Annotated in this window: 18 protein-coding genes, 1 tRNA gene and 1 pseudogene; 12 read left to right on the top strand and 8 right to left on the bottom strand. The window is 65.5% G+C overall.

All coding sequences use genetic code 11. The features are described from left to right. Positions 1–5: 5 nt before the first annotated feature. From D571_RS0107470 to iscR, 4 genes are all read left to right on the top strand, one after another. Complete coding sequence (locus tag D571_RS0107470) at positions 6–614, top strand: CvpA family protein (protein WP_018936058.1); 609 nt, start codon at positions 6–8, stop codon at positions 612–614. 67 nt (positions 615–681) lie between these two features. Next, on the top strand, positions 682–2,193 hold the full coding sequence (purF, locus tag D571_RS0107465; protein WP_018936057.1) for an amidophosphoribosyltransferase: 1,512 nt from the start codon (positions 682–684) through the stop codon (positions 2,191–2,193). Positions 2,194–2,198: 5 nt separating this feature from the next. Continuing rightward, on the top strand, positions 2,199–2,792 hold the full coding sequence (locus tag D571_RS0107460) for a L,D-transpeptidase (RefSeq protein WP_026287689.1): 594 nt from the start codon (positions 2,199–2,201) through the stop codon (positions 2,790–2,792). Positions 2,793–3,094: 302 nt separating this feature from the next. Next, positions 3,095–3,574: a Fe-S cluster assembly transcriptional regulator IscR gene (gene iscR / locus D571_RS0107455; protein ID WP_018936055.1), complete on the top strand. Its 480-nt coding sequence runs from the start codon at positions 3,095–3,097 to the stop codon at positions 3,572–3,574. Positions 3,575–3,718: 144 nt separating this feature from the next. Here the strand turns inward: iscR and D571_RS0107450 are convergent, their stop codons facing one another. Both D571_RS0107450 and D571_RS0107445 read right to left on the bottom strand, forming a co-directional pair. Continuing rightward, entirely contained in the window at positions 3,719–4,528 is an 810-nt protein-coding gene (locus D571_RS0107450; protein WP_018936054.1) for a TIGR01458 family HAD-type hydrolase, read from the bottom strand. 30 nt (positions 4,529–4,558) lie between these two features. After that, positions 4,559–5,170, bottom strand: coding sequence for a methyltransferase domain-containing protein (locus D571_RS0107445; RefSeq protein ID WP_018936053.1), 612 nt, complete (start codon positions 5,168–5,170; stop codon positions 4,559–4,561). A gap of 110 nt (positions 5,171–5,280) precedes the next feature. Between D571_RS0107445 and D571_RS0107440 the strand changes: the two genes are divergently transcribed. After that, positions 5,281–6,006, top strand: a complete 726-nt coding sequence (locus D571_RS0107440) for an MBL fold metallo-hydrolase (protein WP_026287688.1) — start codon at positions 5,281–5,283, stop codon at positions 6,004–6,006. A 173-nt stretch (positions 6,007–6,179) separates the two neighbouring features. Here the strand turns inward: D571_RS0107440 and D571_RS14615 are convergent, their stop codons facing one another. From D571_RS14615 to D571_RS0107420, 4 genes are all read right to left on the bottom strand, one after another. Then, complete coding sequence (locus D571_RS14615) at positions 6,180–6,431, bottom strand: hypothetical protein (protein ID WP_018936051.1); 252 nt, start codon at positions 6,429–6,431, stop codon at positions 6,180–6,182. A 148-nt stretch (positions 6,432–6,579) separates the two neighbouring features. Continuing rightward, positions 6,580–7,578, bottom strand: coding sequence for a sensor domain-containing diguanylate cyclase (locus D571_RS0107430; RefSeq protein ID WP_018936050.1), 999 nt, complete (start codon positions 7,576–7,578; stop codon positions 6,580–6,582). Between the two features lie 34 nt (positions 7,579–7,612). Next, positions 7,613–7,789: a hypothetical protein gene (locus D571_RS14440; protein ID WP_198003787.1), complete on the bottom strand. Its 177-nt coding sequence runs from the start codon at positions 7,787–7,789 to the stop codon at positions 7,613–7,615. Between the two features lie 242 nt (positions 7,790–8,031). Further along, a complete protein-coding gene (locus D571_RS0107420; RefSeq protein WP_018936048.1) occupies positions 8,032–8,310 on the bottom strand; it encodes a hypothetical protein in 279 nt (92 codons plus the stop codon). Between the two features lie 197 nt (positions 8,311–8,507). On the opposite strand from D571_RS0107420, the gene D571_RS0107415 reads away from it, so the two are divergent. After that, positions 8,508–8,584: transfer RNA gene (locus D571_RS0107415), tRNA-Arg, on the top strand. Between the two features lie 202 nt (positions 8,585–8,786). Here the strand turns inward: D571_RS0107415 and D571_RS0107410 are convergent. Beyond that, the gene (locus D571_RS0107410; protein ID WP_018936047.1) at positions 8,787–9,035 is read right to left on the bottom strand and encodes a helix-turn-helix transcriptional regulator; all 249 of its coding nucleotides are present in this window, start codon (positions 9,033–9,035) and stop codon (positions 8,787–8,789) included. Between the two features lie 120 nt (positions 9,036–9,155). Here D571_RS0107410 and D571_RS0107405 point away from each other — a divergent pair, with 120 nt between their 5' ends. The 6 genes from D571_RS0107405 to D571_RS14070 all read left to right on the top strand — a co-directional run bounded on the left by D571_RS0107405 (position 9,156) and on the right by D571_RS14070 (position 15,312). Further along, a complete protein-coding gene (locus D571_RS0107405) occupies positions 9,156–9,395 on the top strand; it encodes a hypothetical protein (RefSeq protein ID WP_018936046.1) in 240 nt (79 codons plus the stop codon). Further along, on the top strand, positions 9,388–10,620 hold the full coding sequence (locus D571_RS0107400; protein WP_026287687.1) for a site-specific integrase: 1,233 nt from the start codon (positions 9,388–9,390) through the stop codon (positions 10,618–10,620). Before D571_RS0107405 ends, D571_RS0107400 begins: the two co-directional genes overlap by 8 nt. Further along, positions 10,610–11,578, top strand: coding sequence for a hypothetical protein (locus D571_RS0107395; protein ID WP_018936044.1), 969 nt, complete (start codon positions 10,610–10,612; stop codon positions 11,576–11,578). Before D571_RS0107400 ends, D571_RS0107395 begins: the two co-directional genes overlap by 11 nt. A 163-nt stretch (positions 11,579–11,741) precedes the next feature. Continuing rightward, positions 11,742–12,392 carry an SOS response-associated peptidase gene (locus D571_RS0107390; protein WP_018936043.1) on the top strand — a complete coding sequence of 217 codons (651 nt, stop codon included), beginning with the start codon at positions 11,742–11,744 and terminating at the stop codon, positions 12,390–12,392. 312 nt (positions 12,393–12,704) lie between these two features. Further along, positions 12,705–15,125 (top strand): class I SAM-dependent DNA methyltransferase, encoded by a 2,421-nt coding sequence (locus tag D571_RS0107385; RefSeq protein WP_018936042.1) that lies wholly within the window; start codon positions 12,705–12,707, stop codon positions 15,123–15,125. Further along, positions 15,073–15,312, top strand: a complete 240-nt coding sequence (locus tag D571_RS14070; protein ID WP_369773856.1) for a restriction endonuclease subunit S — start codon at positions 15,073–15,075, stop codon at positions 15,310–15,312. Before D571_RS0107385 ends, D571_RS14070 begins: the two co-directional genes overlap by 53 nt. Before the next feature lie 16 nt (positions 15,313–15,328). Here D571_RS14070 and D571_RS0107380 read toward each other — a convergent pair. Continuing rightward, positions 15,329–16,871 (bottom strand): annotated as a pseudogene (locus D571_RS0107380) (IS3 family transposase). Positions 16,872–16,922: the final 51 nt, after the last annotated feature.

Raw genomic sequence — 16,922 nt, 5'->3', positions numbered from 1 at the left:
TTGCCGTGAACTGGATCGATCTTGTCATCATCATTCTGATTGCGATCTCCGCGGTCATCAGTCTGTTCCGCGGATTCGCGCGCGAGGTCTTCTCGCTGGCGACCTGGATCGTGGGCGTGTGGGTCGGTATCCGCTTTGCCGCCGATGTGGCCGTGATCCTGCCGGATGCGATCCCCGACGAAACCGTGCGGCTGGGGATCGGCTTTGCGGTGCTGTTCATCGCGGTCCTGATCGTGGGCGGACTGCTGGGCGTGCTCGCGGGCAAGCTGGTGAAGGGGACCGGGCTCACAGGCACCGATCGCGCGCTGGGGGTGATCTTCGGCGGGCTGCGCGGTGTGGTCCTGGTCGCCATGCTGGTGTTTCTGGCCTCGCTGACCCTGATGCCGGACGAGTCCTGGTGGGATCGCAGCATGCTGATCCCGCATTTCGAACGCATTCTCGACTGGATGCTGGGGCTGCTGCCCGAGGACTGGCAGGCCCACCTCGACGACCTGCTTTCCGGTGGTGAGGCGGCCAATGACGCACCGCAGTCGCTGCCCGACACGGGCGAGGAAGACGGTCTGCCCTTCGGGCCCGGGTCGGAAGCGGAGCCGGAGGCGGAACCCGGGCAGTAGTCGCGCGCCTCTTCACGCAGTTACGGGCCCGATCGGCAAGGGCCACCTCGAACCCCCTGGAGTCAGTATGTGCGGAGTTGTCGGAATCGTTGGCCGTTCCCCGGTCAATCAGCCCATTTATGATGCCCTGCTGGTGCTGCAGCACCGCGGCCAGGACGCGGCCGGCATCGTGACCTGCGACGATGGCGGAAGGCTGCATCTGCGCAAGGACAATGGGCTGGTGCGCGATGTCTTCCACAGCCAGCACATGCAGACGCTGACCGGGAACATGGGCATCGGGCACGTGCGCTATCCGACGGCCGGTTCGTCCTCGTCGGCCGAGGCCCAGCCGTTCTACGTGAACTCGCCGTTCGGGATCACGCTGGGCCACAACGGCAACCTGACTAACGCGCGCGAGCTGAAGCATGAGCTGTTCGCCACCGACCGCCGGCATATCAACACCGATTCCGATTCCGAGATCCTGCTCAACGTCTTCGCTCAGGAGCTGCTGCGCTTCATCGATAACGGCCTGAACCCCGATGCGGTGTTCGACGCGGTGGAGCGGGTGCACCAGCGGGCGCGGGGCGCTTACGGCGTGGTCGCGATGATCGCCGGCCGGGGACTGCTCGCGTTCCGCGATCCGCAGGGGATCCGGCCGCTGGTCTACGGCTCGCGCGAGGCCGACGAGGGGCCGGGCCGTGAATGGATGGTGGCCTCCGAGAGCGCCGCGCTGGAATCGCAGGGTTTCGAACTGGAGCGTGACCTGGCCCCGGGCGAGGCACTGTTCATTACACCGGAGGGCGAGGTCCACGCGCGGATCTGTGCCGAAAAAACCCGTCTGACGCCGTGCATGTTCGAGCACGTGTATTTCGCGCGGCCGGATTCGGTGATCGACAACGTGTTCGTCCATCGCGCGCGCATGCGCATGGGGACCGCGCTGGGCGAGAAGATCCGTCGCGACTGGCCCGACCACGACATTGACGTGATCGTGCCGATCCCGGACACCGGACGCACCGTGGCCCTGGAGATGGCCCACGAGCTGGACATCAAGTATCGCGAAGGCTTCATCAAGAACCGCTACATCGGCCGAACCTTCATCATGCCGGGGCAGACCAAGCGGCAGAAGTCGGTACGGCAGAAGCTCAATGCGATATCGCTGGAATTCCGGGGCAAGAACGTGATGCTGGTGGATGACTCCATCGTGCGCGGGACCACCTCGCGCGAGATCGTGCTGATGGCGCGTGAGGCGGGGGCCAGGAAGGTCTACTTCGCCTCGGCCGCGCCGCCGGTGCGCTATCCCAACGTCTACGGGATCGACATGCCCGCCGCGCACGAGCTGATCGCCCACGGGCGCGACGAGGACGAGGTGTGCGAGGCGATCGCGGCGGATCGGCTGATCTATCAGGATCTCGACGACCTCAAGGCCGCGGTCTGGCGCGGCAACCGCGCGATCGACGAATTCGACTGCTCGGTGTTCACCGGCGAATACGTGACCGAGCTGCCGGAGGGTTACCTCGACCAGCTGGCCGCGGCCCGCGCCGACGGCGTGAAAAACACCCCGGTCGCGGGCGAAGTCCTCGACCTGGCCAACAAGAAGTAGGAACCGTGACCTTGCCCGCGCTCGAATGGATCGAACCGGTGGCAGAGGAGGCCCGCGAACGGGCCCGGGCCGCCGCCGACCTGCCCGTGGTGGTGGTCCGCGTGGACCAGCAGCGCCTGTATGTGTGGGAGCATGGACGGGTGACCGACATCTTCGACGTGTCCACCGCCGAGAACGGGGTGGGCAGCGAGGAAGGCAGCCTCAGGACCCCGCCGGGGTTGCACCGCATCGCCGAACGCTTTGGCGAGGACGCGCCGAAGGGGACGATCTTCCGCGCGCGCGGCGACACCGGTCAGACGGCCGAGATCCTCACCGGCCCGGACGAACGCAGCGCGCGCGACAACATCACCTCGCGGATCCTGTGGCTGGAGGGTCTGGAGGACGGCGTGAACCGGGGCGAGGGGATCGATTCGCTGCAGCGCTACATCTATATCCATGGAACCGACGAAGAGGGCCGCATCGGTCAGCCGGCCTCGCACGGGTGCGTTCGCATGCGCAACGACGAGGTCATCGAGCTGTTCCCGCGTCTGCCGGTGGGCACCCCGGTCCTGATCCTCGCCGACATCGACTTCGCCTACGTCCCGCGGCCGCGGGACTGACACGCCCGGACTGCTTGTTTCTGTCTGCGGGGCGGCGCCGCCCCGGCGCCGGGCGTTTCCCCGCATAAACCCCGAACGGGCCAAGGAAAAAAATCCCTCAAAACACTGGAACTTTGACCAATTCCGAATATCCTAATGGACAGCACCGTTAGAAAAGCGTGAAATCTGCCAAAACGCTTGTTAGGATAGCGGAATTAAAACCGACCCATGCGGTCAGGAACTAGGAACGGATTCCGTTGCCATAAGGACTGGAGAAGGGAATCTGGGCGACATAACCGACCACGTTTTCGGAGGCGAAAAACATGAAACTCTCGACCAAGGGCCGTTACGCGGTGACGGCGATGATGGATCTGGCGATTCACGACCGTATCGGTCCGGTGACCCTCGCCGACATTTCCCAGTGCCAGGGGATCTCCCTGTCCTACCTGGAGCAGCTGTTCGCGAAGCTGCGCAAGGCCGGGCTGGTGGAAGGTGTGCGCGGCCCGGGCGGTGGCTACCGTCTGGCCAAGCGGGCCGATCAGATCAGCGTGGCCAACATCATCACGGCGGTGGATGAATCGGTGGACGTGACCCGCTGCAAGGGCCACAAGGATTGCCAGGAAGGCGACCGCTGCCTGACCCACGAGCTGTGGGACGAGCTGAGCCAGCAGCTGTACGATTTCCTCGACGGCATCACTCTGGCGCAGTTCGCCAACCGGCCGGAGGTGCAGAAGGTGGCGCGTCAGCAGGACGAGCGTCGCGGCGCACGCCATCACTTCATCTTCCGTAACGACGCGGCCTGATCACGTCATCCCCGCGCCGGCGGCCTGCCGGTGCGGGGAGCCGGAACGTGGTCCGGCAGCCATTGTCTCCGCCCCGGCGGTGCCTCTCCCCCGTGAGGCCGCCGGGGCGGTCCTGTTTCCGCCGCGGGCGTACGCGCCGGGGTTTCAGTCGTCGTGCGGATTGCAGGCCGGATCCAGCAGGCCGTCGATGACATCCGCCAGATCGCCTGCCAGCCCGGCTCCCGGCTGACCGCAGAGGTTTTCGTCCCCGGCCTGATACTTGCCTGTCTGCACCAGGCAGGCGGCCATGCCCGCGTCCAGGGCGCCTTCGACGTCGGAGGTCACGTCGTCGCCCACCATCAGGACCTCCTCCGGCCGCAGGCCCAGGTCGGCCACGGCCGCGTGGAACAGCCGCGGGTCGGGCTTGCCGAAGTTCTCCGCGGTGACACCGGCCGCGTACTCCAGTGCCCGGGCGAACGGACCCAGATCCAGCGACAGGCCGTCGCCTTCGCGGAAATAGCGGTTCATGCCCATCGTCCACAGCGGCGCGCCATGCATCATCCGGCGGAAGGCGCGGTTGAGATGCGCGTAGTCGAAGGCCTCGCCCATGTCGCCGAGCACCACGACATCCGAGCCGTCGCCGGCAAAGTCCTCGAACTCGGGTTCCAGGTCCGGGGTCAGCAGGAGCAGGGGATTCAGGCCCTCGGCCTGCAGGCGGGCACGGATGGCGGTGGGGGCGGTGGCCAGATGCTCCGGCGGGATATTGAAGCCCAGCGCGGCCATCTCCCGCACGATGCGTGCCCGTGAGTGCCGCGTGGTGTTGGTGATGTAACGCACCGGGAAGCCGGCCGCCTGCAGGCGTTCAAGGGCCTGCGGGACGCCGGGCAGGGTCTGCTGACCCACGTACAGGACGCCGGAGAGGTCCAGGAGCACCGCGCGGGTGCGGTCGAGACCACTGGGGGGCTGCAGGAACATGGTCACCTCCCGGCCGCCGGGCGGCCCGTGTCAGCGCCGGATCAACCGGCGCAGGATTTCATGCTTGCCGTTGAAATGCTCCGTGGCTCCGGCGTCGTCGCGCCAGATCCAGTGCTCCTCGGGAAACAGTGCCTGCATGTCGGCCAGGGCGCAATGATAGGGCGGCCCGCCTTCGCGCCCGGTCTGCATGAAACAGGCGAACAGCTCGCCACCCGGGCGCAGCCAGCGCCGCAGGCGCTCGGCGTAGGCCTCCCACTGCGCGGGAGGCAGGGCACACAGCGACGTCTGTTCGTAGATCGCGTCCGCCGGCGCCTCCGGCATCCAGTCGAGCATGTCGGCCTGTACGGCTGCCGCGTATGCCTGCAGGCCCCGGCGTTCCAGCACCGCCTGCAGGTGCTCCACCGGGGTGGGGGCCACGTCCAGGCCGGTCACACGGAAGCCGCGTTCGGCCAGGGCCGGCACCTCGTGACCATAACCGCAGCCCGGCACCAGCACATGGGCCCCGGGCGCGAGATCGGTGAGCGCCAGCCAGCGATCCAGAGAAGGGCTGGGTTCGCCCCGGTCCCAGCGGGTCGAACCCGCATCATAGCGGGCCTGCCAGTGCTGTTCGGGGGATTCGGCTTCGGGCGCGGAACTTTGCATGAACGTTCGGGATTCCACAGGATACGGGTTTGAACCCCCATGGTAGCCGGCCGGCATTTCGGGCCGGAATCGCGACAGCATTACCACGGACATCATCACGGAGACAGCCAATGCCCCAGTCGAGTGCGCTTCCCTACCGGATCCACCGCCAGGAACTCGGTCCCATGGAGAACTTCGTCTACCTGATCGAGGACGTGGGCAGCCGGCGCGCCGCCGTGGTCGACCCTGCCTGGGACCCGGAGGCCATCCTGCGCCAGGCGCGGGAACAGGACGTGGAGATCAGCGACATCCTGCTGACCCACAGCCATCACGACCACATCAATGGCGTCGAGGCGATCCTCGAGTACAACCCCTCGGCGCGTCTGCACCTGCTCAAGCCCGAGGCCGAGTTCTGGGGACGCGACCTGGAACAGCCGCAGCTGCACCACGGTGGCGACCGTTTCATGCTCGGCGACACCGAGATCCGCCTGCTGCACACCCCCGGCCATACCCCGGGCTCGACCTGTTTCTACATGCCGGCCGGGGACGACCTGATCACCGGGGATACCCTGTTCGTTTTCGGCTGCGGGCGCTGTGACCTCCACGGCGGCGACCCCGAGCAGATGTTCCACACCCTGAAGGGTCTGCGCGAGGGCCTGCCGGAGCACACCTGCATCCATCCCGGCCACAACTACGCGGAAAAGCCCGAATCGACGCTGGCCGAGGAAGAAGAGGGCAACCCGTTCATGCACTTCGAGGCGGTGGACGACTTCGTGCACTATCGCATGCACGAACACGACCGGATCCGCAGCCAGCCGTACCGGCCGGTGCCGCGCGGGCACGCAGGCGGGGACTGACCTGCCTGTTGCCGGGTGACCTCCAGCCCGGGTCCGTTTGTTCCGATTGGCTCGTTTGAAGTGTAAGGGGCCTCAGGCGCCGGTCTTGCGCAACACCCACATTTAGTTGACGCTCATGGGTTGTGACAGCCGCGGCCGCCGGTTGAGCGGGTTGACCATCACGCCGGCCTGCGTCACGGGTTCCAGACCGTTTCGGGCCAGCCGCTCCCGCGTTTACCGGGGGTGGGCTTGATGAAGCGCGTTTGCTGAGAGGGGTGTCCCCGGAGCAGGATGCGGAACAGGTACTCCGTCCCGTCGATCGCCCCCGCGAACAAGACCGGATTGCGGTTAGTGGTGGCCAGGGAGGTGTGGCCACCGGGCCGGAGCATGTGGTTGACGCTGCCGATGAACCCGGGGAGGGCGGCAACGTGCTTGACCAGCTCCATGTTGAGGGTCCGTCGAATTTCTCCCCGCGTTCGGCAAGGGCCTCTGTATTCGCCGCACAGGGCGTTCAGCACGTGCAGCGGCCAGAGTTTGCCATCCGGTTGCCATCACCTGTCGGTGAGGACGCGGTAGCGTTGCTCCTCCTGTTCTTCAGCCGTTGGCCGGCGGTTCATCCGGCCGGGGCGCGCTCTCGGTCTCCAGACGGTTGCGGCCGTTGGCCTTCGCCCTGGAAAGCGCCTGATCGGCCCGGTGCAGGGTCTCTTCAAAACCCTCGCCGCGTCGCAGGGTCGCTGCGCCGATCGATACGGTGATGTTGAACACCGGCGATGTGTTGGCCACCTCGATGGAAGCGGTCGTCTCCACAATCCGGTTCCCCAGGCTGACCGCGCCCGCCAGGTCGGTTTCCGGCAGCAGGATCACGAACTCCTCGCCACCGATACGGCCGATCCGATCGCTGGTCCGCAGCAGCTCCGTACAGACCTGCGTGAAGCGCCGCAGGGCCTCATCCCCCCGGGCGTGCCCGAAGCGGGAATTGATGCTCTTGAAATGGTCGATGTCCAGGATGAGCAGGGAGAGCGGGTGTCCGTAGCGATGGGCGCGCTCGACTTCGCCGTGGGCCTGTTCCAGCAGCGCGCGGCGGTTCGCAATCCCGGTCAGCGGATCGGTTTCCGCAGCTGTGCGCCAGTACTGCTCCAGTTGCTTGCGCGGGGTGATGTTGACCGCGACCCACAGCACGACGGGTTTGGGGTGATCGTAGCTGGGCAGGGGCAGGACACGCCCTTCGAAATACTGTTTGCCCGGATCACTGGCGCTGGCTCGAACGTGGGGAGGCAGTGGCTGGACTTCGTCCACCCCCAGTTCGTACTCCAGAAACTGCATCTCTCCCGTCTGCAGGGCATCCCGGACCACATGCAGAAAGCGACGGCCGATCTCGTCGGGGAGGGCCTCCTGGAGGGTCGTGCCCTCCAGAGGTTTGCCACTGACATACATGGCTTGGTTGGCCCCGCCGATGACCCGGACGTACAGGCCGTCCTGGTCGATCACGAACGAGATGTCGGGCAACGCCCTGAGCAGGGTGAGGAGCTGATCGCGCTCGGCCTTCAGACGGGCGATCAGGGCCGCCTGGTCCGTTGGTGAAGTCTCGTCCATGGGCCTTCTCCCGGGCGTGGCGACGGTTGTCCGGTCAGCGGTTGTCGGGGTCGTCTTTTTCGGCAGCAGGCGTCTCCGAGTCCTCCGGCCTTTGGAGGACATCAAACCCGGCGGCGGCCTGGCTGTCACTGCGCCGTTGCATGTTCTCCCGGCGCCTGCGCAGTTCCTCTTCCTCTTCGTGCCGGCGGGCTTCCCTTCGTGATTCGGTCATGGCGAGGCCCCTTCCAGATAGACAAGAGATCGGGAGTTTCCTGTGCCATCGTCGGTCATGGCGTTCGGGGTTGCAATCTGCAGGAGAAGGCACACGGGTGTGTGCAGGGGATCGTGCCATGTGGCCGGGGCCGCGCCGTGCACCAGCAGCCGCGGGCGGATGGCTCGGGATCATGATCCTGTTGAAATGTGTCCGACTCGGACTCGCGGCAAAGGGCGCCGCCGGAGTCCGCCTACAGGATCTCACGCCCGGACGTCGACCCGGTGATGTTGCTGAATGTTGAGCGATAGCTCGTTCCCCTGGCGGTCGGTCAGGGTCAATTGCTGACTGCCGCCAAAGAGCTTGACCCGCTCTTCGTGATGCACCCGCTGGCCGTCGATCACCGCCACCGTGCCCTGGATGTTGCCGTTGTTCAGCGAATAGCTGGAGGCTGCGGGCGGCAGTGCGGATGCCGTGGTGCTGGATTGCGGGGTGACCCGCTGCAGCAAGGCAGGATCGGCGAACAGGTTTCCGGACAGCATTTCGATTCCTCAGGGAGAGAATATGCGGACTCCCTGAATCGATAACGGCCAGTCATGGCAGGACTTGAGCGGACCCGGGCCGGCCAGGCAGCCTCCGTGGCTGGGGCCGCGCGGAGGCCGGGAACGGCACGGAACAGGATTCTTCCGGGGGCTTGCATCACTCGGTCCGGATCCTCATAATCCGCGTTTCAATCGACGCGCCCGTAGCTCAGCTGGATAGAGTACCTGGCTACGAACCAGGCGGTCGGAGGTTCGAATCCTCCCGGGCGCGCCATTATTTCGAGAAAGGGATCAGTGACTTGCAGTCGCTGGTCCCTTTTTCATTTGGGGCCTTCCAGGGCTGTGGGACAGTTCTGGGACACCTGTGGGACAGTCGCCGTCTCCGCCCTGGTGTGCGCCCCTGAAAATGACCGCCTGTCCATGGGACACATGGCGCCGTCACTTCTCTTTTCCCGCCTCGGCTCCGCAGCCTTCCTTCAGTCCGTATCCCCTTCTCGATTCTCGTCGTCAACGAATTCCAGTAGTTCCTCGATACGGCACCCGAAAAACTTGCACAGCCGGTCGATCGTCTCGGTGCCGACGTTCTGCGCACGGTTATGCGCAATCTTTGAAAGCGTGACGCGATGGATCCCCGTTTGCGTGGAGATCTCCTTCATCGTCACGACTCGCCCTTCCCGGTACTCCTTCTCCGCGACGAGCTCTTTAAGCCGGATTCGGATCGCCATGTACACCCCAGGCATCAAACGTAGTTGACAGGCTACATTTTTTGTGTAGAGTCGGAGTTGTGTGAAGCGCACAGGCTACACACGAAACTTGAATGTTTCATTGATACGGAGGAAGGATACATGGGGTACACCTACCTGACCACTGAAGGACTGGCCGAACGGATCCAGTACACCCCCCGCACGATCCGGGACAGTCTGAAAGACAGCGTGCTCATTGAAGGGATCCACTACATCCGGCCGTTCGGCGGCCGGAAGATCCTGTACATCTGGGAGACCATCGAAAGGGATATGACCGGCATGGCGGCCGAAGACGACGACCTGACGATCCCGATGGCGGGAGGGGGTGCCTGCCATGGTTAAGGTCCGTGAACGTAAAGAGACGGGTAAGCTCTATTTCGACTTTTTCTACAAGGGACGACGGTGCAGGGAATACAGCTCGTTGCCGAACACCCCGGCCAACCGGCGGAAGATGGAGAAGGTGGCGAAGAAGATGGATGCCGAGATGACCCTCGGCACCTTCGCCTACCGCGAGTATTTTCCGCAGAGCCGTCGGCTTAAGGAGTTCGAGGCCCTGGAACGGGCCCCTGAAGCCGAAGCCGAGGCGGAGGCAAGCGAGCCCGAGTCGGATGTTCCACTGTTCCGCGATTTCGCGGAGCAGTGGCTCCAGGAGAACGAGGTGCTCTGGCGCTTCAAGACGCTCGAGAGCAATCGAAGCGCTCTCAGACGACACCTGATCCCCCAGTTCGGTGACTGGAAGGTCAGCGACATCAGCAAGGCGGACGTTCTTGCATTCCGGTCGACACTCGCCAAAGTCCCCGGCCGGAAGGGCAACGCTACGCTCTCGCCCAAGACCATCAACCACACCCTTGGGGTGCTGTCGATGGTGCTCGCCGAGGCCGCTGACCGTTTCCAGTTTACGTTCCCGCTGCAGAACCTGAAAAGGCTGAAGCAGCCCAAGCGGGAGATTCAGCCGTTCAGCTGGGATGAGGTCCAGCGGATCCTCGAGCACGTGCGGCCCGATTACCGGAACTACTTCGTGGTCCGCTTCTTCACCGGGCTGCGTACCGGGGAAGTGCATGGCCTCAAGTGGCGCCACGTGGATTTCGACAACGGCCTCATCCTGGTGCGCGAAACCTATAACCGGGGGAGGACGGAGTACACGAAGACCGATGGCTCGCAGCGGGACGTCATGATGTCCTCAGTGGTCGCCGATGCCCTGCGGGCACAGCGTGAGGCGACCGGTCGCAGCGACTACGTCTTCCACACGGCGAACGGGCAGCCACTGGATACCAAGAACGTGGCCGAACGGGTCTGGTATCCGCTGCTCCGCCATCTGGGGCTGGCGTTACGTCAGCCCTACCAGTGCCGGCACACCGCCGCCACATTGTGGCTGGCGGCCGGGGAGAACCCCGAGTGGATCGCGCGGCAGCTGGGCCATACCAACACGGAAATGCTCTTTCGGGTCTATTCGCGATACGTGCCCAACCTGACGCGCCAGGACGGTTCGGCGATGGACCGTCTGTTGCGCGCGCGTTTCCACGGAGAGACCGACAACGAGGGCAAGGAGGTCCGGGATGAAGGCTGAAACGGTGGAACAGGTTCTGCGGATGCGGGACTTCGAAGACATGGCGTGTCCGGAGCCCGTTGAGTTGTCGGCGCGCGTGGAAGTGGAGAACGAGGGGGTCGCATCTTCGGGCGAACGGGTCTTCCGCTTCCAGCTGTATGACACGACGGGGAGCGCGCGGGCGTACGGCCTGCGCCGCGACTGGGACGGGCACGGTCTAGTGAACGGGCAGCATCGGGATGTTTCCCTGCACACAGCCGTCAATCCGCGCGGGGAACGGGTGCTGGTGGCGCATCCCCTGTACGGCAACCGGCCGTGTGAACGGGATGCGCTGGAGCTGCTGCCCGTTCATCGAGCGCCTTGCCCGGAAGATCTCGGTCGACTCGTACGGCTCGCGGAAAGCTTGAGGGTCGAGGCCTACCGAGACTTCCTGTGCACCGTCTTTGGTGATCCGGCGTTCACCCTGAGTTTTGTGACGGGCCGGGCCTCCGGGGACTGTCATCACCGGGAGCCGGGTGGTTTGCTGGCCCATAGCCTGGAGGTGGCCGAGGGGGTGATGGCCGCCACGGACACTATGAGTCTGGACCTTTATTCCCGGGAAGCCGGCATCCTTCTCGCGCTGTTCCATGATGTCGGCAAATGCGTCACTCCGGATGCGCACCGTATTCCGGAAAAGCGCCACGAGCGCCTGATTGACTACTATCTGCAGGAGCCGATGGCCACGCTGCGGCACCGGGATCGGGACGCCCATGACGCGCTGTGGCGGGTGATTGATGCCTATCGCAGTGGTGACGACTACGGCGCGCCCATGGCGGCCCTGGTGCGGGGCCTCGATCAGTGTAGCGCCCACGCCGATGTTGCGGCGCAGGCACTTCAGGCGCGCCGCAACGGATACTGGCATCGACTCTGCGGCGGGCGTCCTGTGTGGTTGTCGCCGAGGGATCCCGAGCGGCCACCCGGTCGGCTGGGGCGTGCATGACGTTGAGCGGAAAAGGCGGGGCAGGTCCCCGCTTTTTCTTTTGGGTAATCGAAAACTCCGGAGATGCGGCTTCGCATGAGGATCCCGGGCGCAAGGGGGAAGCGACCGCCATCCCGTACGGCTCGCGCGGATCTCGTGGCATGCTGGCTTCATGTGCGGACGAATGACGCGTTACAGCGCGACCAGCGAGCTGGCCATGCGCTATTTCCAGGTGCCGGTCGATGCGGGTTTCGACGCACCGCGGTACAACGTCGCGCCGGGGACGGAGCTGGAAGGGTTCCGTGCGGGCGACGATGGACGGGCCGCCTTCCAGCCGATGTTCTGGGGCTTTCGTCCGCAACGGGTGGAGGAGGGCCCCCGGCCCATCAACGCGCGGGCCGAGAAGGTGGCCACCAGTCCGTATTTCCGCTCGGCGTTCGCGCATCGCCGCTGCATCGTGCTGGCCGACGGCTGGTACGAGTGGCGGCGGACGGAGCAGGGCAAGCAGCCGTACTACATCACCCTGGCCGAAGATGCGCCGCAGGACGTGCTGATGATGGCGGGGATCTGGGAACCCACCGCCGACGGCGGCGCCTGCTGCGCCATCATCACCGAACCCGCATCGGACCGTCTGGCGCACATTCACGAGCGCAAGCCCCTGGTGCTGGATGCGGCCTGCCGCTGGGACTGGCTGGACCCGGCACTCTCCGAACGGGAAGTGATCCGGGCACGGACGCAGCGCCTGCACCCGGACGCGCTTCGATATCACCCGGTGTCCACCCGGGTGAACCGGCCCGCCGAGGATGATCCGGCACTGATCGAGGCCATCGCGTGATATGCCTTGTAGCTTGGCCCCGAAATCGGGTTTCGGTCGAGGATCTCCGTTACTCCGCTGACTGAAGCGGTCATCTTGGACAACGTGTTGGGGTCCCGGCCTCCGGGGGCTCCGATGAGAGGGTATTCACGCGCGAGCAAAGAGTTCCGGGTCCAAGGGTGGCGAAGGCGCGCGTTCGTGGCGGCCTGGAAACTGGCCCGATACCATGGGCCGGCATTGGCGCGACGGCTGTTGTCGCGCAAAGCGGCGAGACTGACCGGCCAGCGCAGTTCCAACCCGTTACCCCTCACGCGATTCAAGGATGGCCCCTGAATGATCCTCACCCTGAACCAGCTCGAACGGCACCTGTTCGCGGCGGCGGACATCCTCCGCGGGCGCATGGACGCCTCGGAGTTCAAGGAGTACATCTTCGGCATGCTGTTCCTGAAACGCTGCTCGGACGTGTTCGAGCAGCGGCGGGAAGAGGTGCGCGACAACCTGCGCGCCAGCGGCAAGAGCGAGGAAGAGATCGCGAAGCTCGTCGAGATGCCCAGCTGGTACAAGGCGGACTTCTACGTGCCGCCCAGGGCGCGCTGGGAGTACCTGCTGAACGAGGCCCACCAAGGCGTGGGCAACGAACTGAACAAGGCGCTGGCCGGGCTGGAAGAGCACAACCCCAGCCTGGCCGGGGTGCTGGAGCACATCGACTTTACCCGCCAGGTGGGCCCCACCAAGCTGCCGGACAAGAAACTGCGCGACCTGATTGTCCACTTCAGCGAGTACCGCCTGCGCAACGAGGACTTCGAGTTCCCCGTCCTGCTGGGGGCGGCCTACGAGTACCTGATCCGCGACTTCGCCGACTCCGCCGGCAAGAAGGGCGGCGAGTTCTACACCCCGCGCCCGGTGGTCCGCATGATGGTGCGGCTGATGGATCCGCAGGAGGGCCACAGCGTCTACGACCCCTGCATGGGCTCGGGCGGGATGCTGATCCTGTCCAAGGAGAACCTGGAAGAGCAGGGCGGCGACTCGCGCAAGCTCAACCTGTTCGGGCAGGAGGCCTCCGGCTCGGTCTGGGCCATCGCCAAGATGAACATGCTGCTGCACGGGATCAGCAGCGCCGACCTGCGCAACGAGGACACCCTCACCGACCCGCAGCACGTCGAGGGCGGCGAGCTCAAGCGCTTCGACCGCATCCTCACCAACCCGCCGTTCTCCATCGGCTACACGCCCAGCCCGCACTTCCCGGAGCGCTTCCACTACGGCAGCGTGCCCGAGGGCGCCAAGAAGGCCGACCTGATGTTCCTGCAGCACATGGTCGCCAGCCTGAACGCCAACGGCCGCATCGCCACCGTCATGCCCCACGGCGTGCTGTTCCGCGGCGGCGACGAGAAGCGCATCCGCGCCGGCCTGCTGGAAGACGACCTGGTGGAGGCGGTGATCGGCCTGGCGCCCAACCTGTTCTACGGCACCGGCATCCCGGCCAGCATCCTGGTGCTGCGCGCCAGGGGCGCCAAGCCCGAGGAGCGCCGGGGCCGCGTGCTGTTCATCAACGCCGACCGCGAATACCACGAGGGCCGCGCCCAGAACCACCTGCTGCCGGAGCACATCGAGAAGATCGTCAGCACCTGGGATGCCTTCGAAGACGTGCCCGGCTTTGCCCGCGTGGTGCCGCTGGAGGAGCTGCGCGAGAACGACTACAACCTGAACATCCGCCGCTACGCCGACAACACCCCGCCGCCCGAGCCCCAGGACGTGCGCGCCCACCTCAAGGGCGGCGTGCCGGTGAAGGAGATCGAGGACCGGCGCCCCCTGTTCGACGCCCAGGGCCTCGACCCGATGCACCTGTTCACGCCCCGGCCGGACGATCCCGACTACGTGGACTTTGCCGAACATCTGAACGAGAAGCGCGATCTCAAGCCCGCCATCGAGGCCGACACCGGCCTGCAGGAACGCGAGGCCCACGTGCTGGCCGCCTTCGAGGCCTGGTGGACGGAGCACGGCGCCAGCATCACCGCGCTCTCCGGCAACGGCGGCCGCCTGACCCAGCTGCGCGACGAGCTGCTGGGCAGCTTCTCCGCCGCCCTGGAGCCCACCGGCATGCTCGATCGCTTCGCGGTACGCGGCATCATCGCCGGGTTCTGGTTCGACAACAAGAACGAATTCCGCACCCTGCAAACCCGCGGCTGCCTCGGCGTGGTGGACGCCTGGCGCACCACCATCATCAGCCAGCTGGAAGACGACCAGAACAAGACCAGCCCGCTGGACCACCGCCTGGTGCACTTCCTGCTGCAGGACTACGTGGCCGAACTCGAAGAACTGGCCGCCCGCAAGGCCGAGCTGGACGCCCGCATCAAGGCCGCCGAGGCCAAACCCGAAGGCGACGACGACGCCGAGGCCGAAGCCACCAGCGAGGACGAGGACGCCCCGACCCCGGCTGAGATCAAGGCGTGGAAGAGCGAACGCACCCAGGTGAAGAAGCGGCACAAGGCCAAGGTGGCCAGCTTCGAGACGCACCTGAACAACGCCGTGGACGCCCTGGACGAGCCCGCCGCCGCCGAGCTCGTGGGCAACATCCTCCACAATGACCTCAAGGCCATCCTCGAACGCCACATCCCCCAGCAGCGCCAGCAGGTCATCGCCGCCTTCGAGACCTGGTGGGACAAGTACCGGGTGACGCTGGCCGACATCGAAGCCGAGCGCGATGCCGCCGCCAGGGAGCTGCAGCAGTATCTGGAGGGGTTGGGGTATGTCTGATTACCAGCAGCTGCTCACGGAATTGCCGAGTGACTGGAGCACCCTTCCTATTAAAGAAGTTGGAGAGGTTATAAGCGGCGGCACCCCAAGTCGAAATAACCCCAGTTGCTGGGGAGGGGATATCCCTTGGGTGACGCCAAGTGAAGTGACAGGTCTCGCGCTATCTGTCAAGGTAGATGTCGCCTGATGGAGTTCAGGGTTCTTTAACAACGGGCGGCTGTCTGCGGGTTGAGGGTCACCGTCTCTGGCAGACCGAAGTCCCGGATGGGGCCGGACCAACGCTCGGGATGGGCGTCACGTGCCCGCTCGTATGTGGCTCGGCGGCGTTCCAGGATCCGATCGGCCTCGCCGTTGTGGCGCTGGGCGGGGGTCACGTAGTTCAACGCGCTGTGACGATGCTGCTCGTTGTACCAGTGCACGAAGCCGAGCATCCATTCACGAGCCTGTTCGAGAGTGGCAAAGCCCTTCGACGGGAAGCCCGGGCGGTATTTGAGCGTACGGAACAGCGACTCGGAGTAGGCGTTGTCATTGCTCACCCGAGGGCGGCTGCGCGAGGGCGTGATCCCGAGGTCGTAGAGCTTCTGCAGGAACGTCGCCGCCTTCATGGGGCTGCCGTTATCCGAGTGCAGGATCAACGGCTTGTCCATGGCGGCCAGGTGTTCGCGCCAGTAGGCCTTCTGGAGGAGGTCACCGGCCAGCTCCCCGGTCTCGGCGGCGTGGACCTCGTGACCGACGATCTTGCGACTGAACACATCGACGATCAGGTACAGATACCACCAGGTGCCGCAGGCCGGCCCGGGCAGCCACGAGACGTCCCAGGACCACAGCCGGTTCGGCGTATCGGCCACGTGAGTGGTCGGTGGGCGCCGGCCTTCCGGGGCCTTGTGGCGCCCTCGGTGATGGTTCTGATCGGCGTCGCGCAGTACGCGGTAGAACGTCGCCTCCGAAGCGAGATAGCGACCCTGGTCGGCCTGGTCCGCGACGATGTACGCTGGCGGCCGACTGCGATAGCGGGGCTCGTTGCACAGATCGACGATCACGGCGCGCTCCCGGTCGGAGAGTTTGTTGTGAGGCACCGGCCGCGAAGCCTCCGTGCGGCCATCCGGATGCGCGCCTTCGGGCGTGCTCCAGCGCTGATAGGTACGGACACTCACGCCCACCACGGCGCAGGCCCTGTCCAGCCGGGCACCATCGCGTCGAGCCTGTTCGACCAGAGCGATGGTGTGCTGGCGATCCGGGAGGCTGGTCAGTCGTCCTCGTCGTTGCGGCCCCAGATCGCCTCGGCTTTTTTTGACAGCGTCAGCAACGCCGCCGTCTCCGCCAGGGCCTTGTCCTTGCGCTGGAGTTCGCGTTCGAGCTTCTTCATGCGCTTGTGCTCGGCCTTGCGTTCCTGACGCGAGCGCTTGTCCTGCTCGGCGGCCTGTGCGTTGGCGTCCATGCACGCCTGCCGCCAACCCTCGACCTGCTCGGGGTAGAGCCCCTTCTGCCGGCAGTATGCGCTGAACTCCGCCTCGGTCATCGACGCGGTGTCGAGCACGACACGGAACTTGTCCTCGCTGCTCCAGCCTTCCGGAGTGGATCCTCGTGATGGCAAAACCTGTCCTCGCTCGCGGGCCTGTTTGCGCCACGGTACAGAGTCGCCGTCGAGATCCCTTCGGCCTCGGCCACTTCGGGGATCGTCCGGTTGGCCGGCGGGGCGAGCTTGCGCAGGACGGCCTCCTTACGCTCGCTGGAATACTGCTTCATGGTTGTCACCTGTCGGTTGCGTTGAGGCGACAACTACGTTGACTGATAGGG

It is taken from the genome of Thioalkalivibrio sp. ALJ24 (genome assembly GCF_000377785.1).
Taxonomy (GTDB): Bacteria; Pseudomonadota; Gammaproteobacteria; order Ectothiorhodospirales; family Ectothiorhodospiraceae; genus Thioalkalivibrio.
The sequence above is the reverse complement of the archived record's forward strand: the minus strand, read 5'-3'. Positions and strand labels throughout refer to the sequence as shown.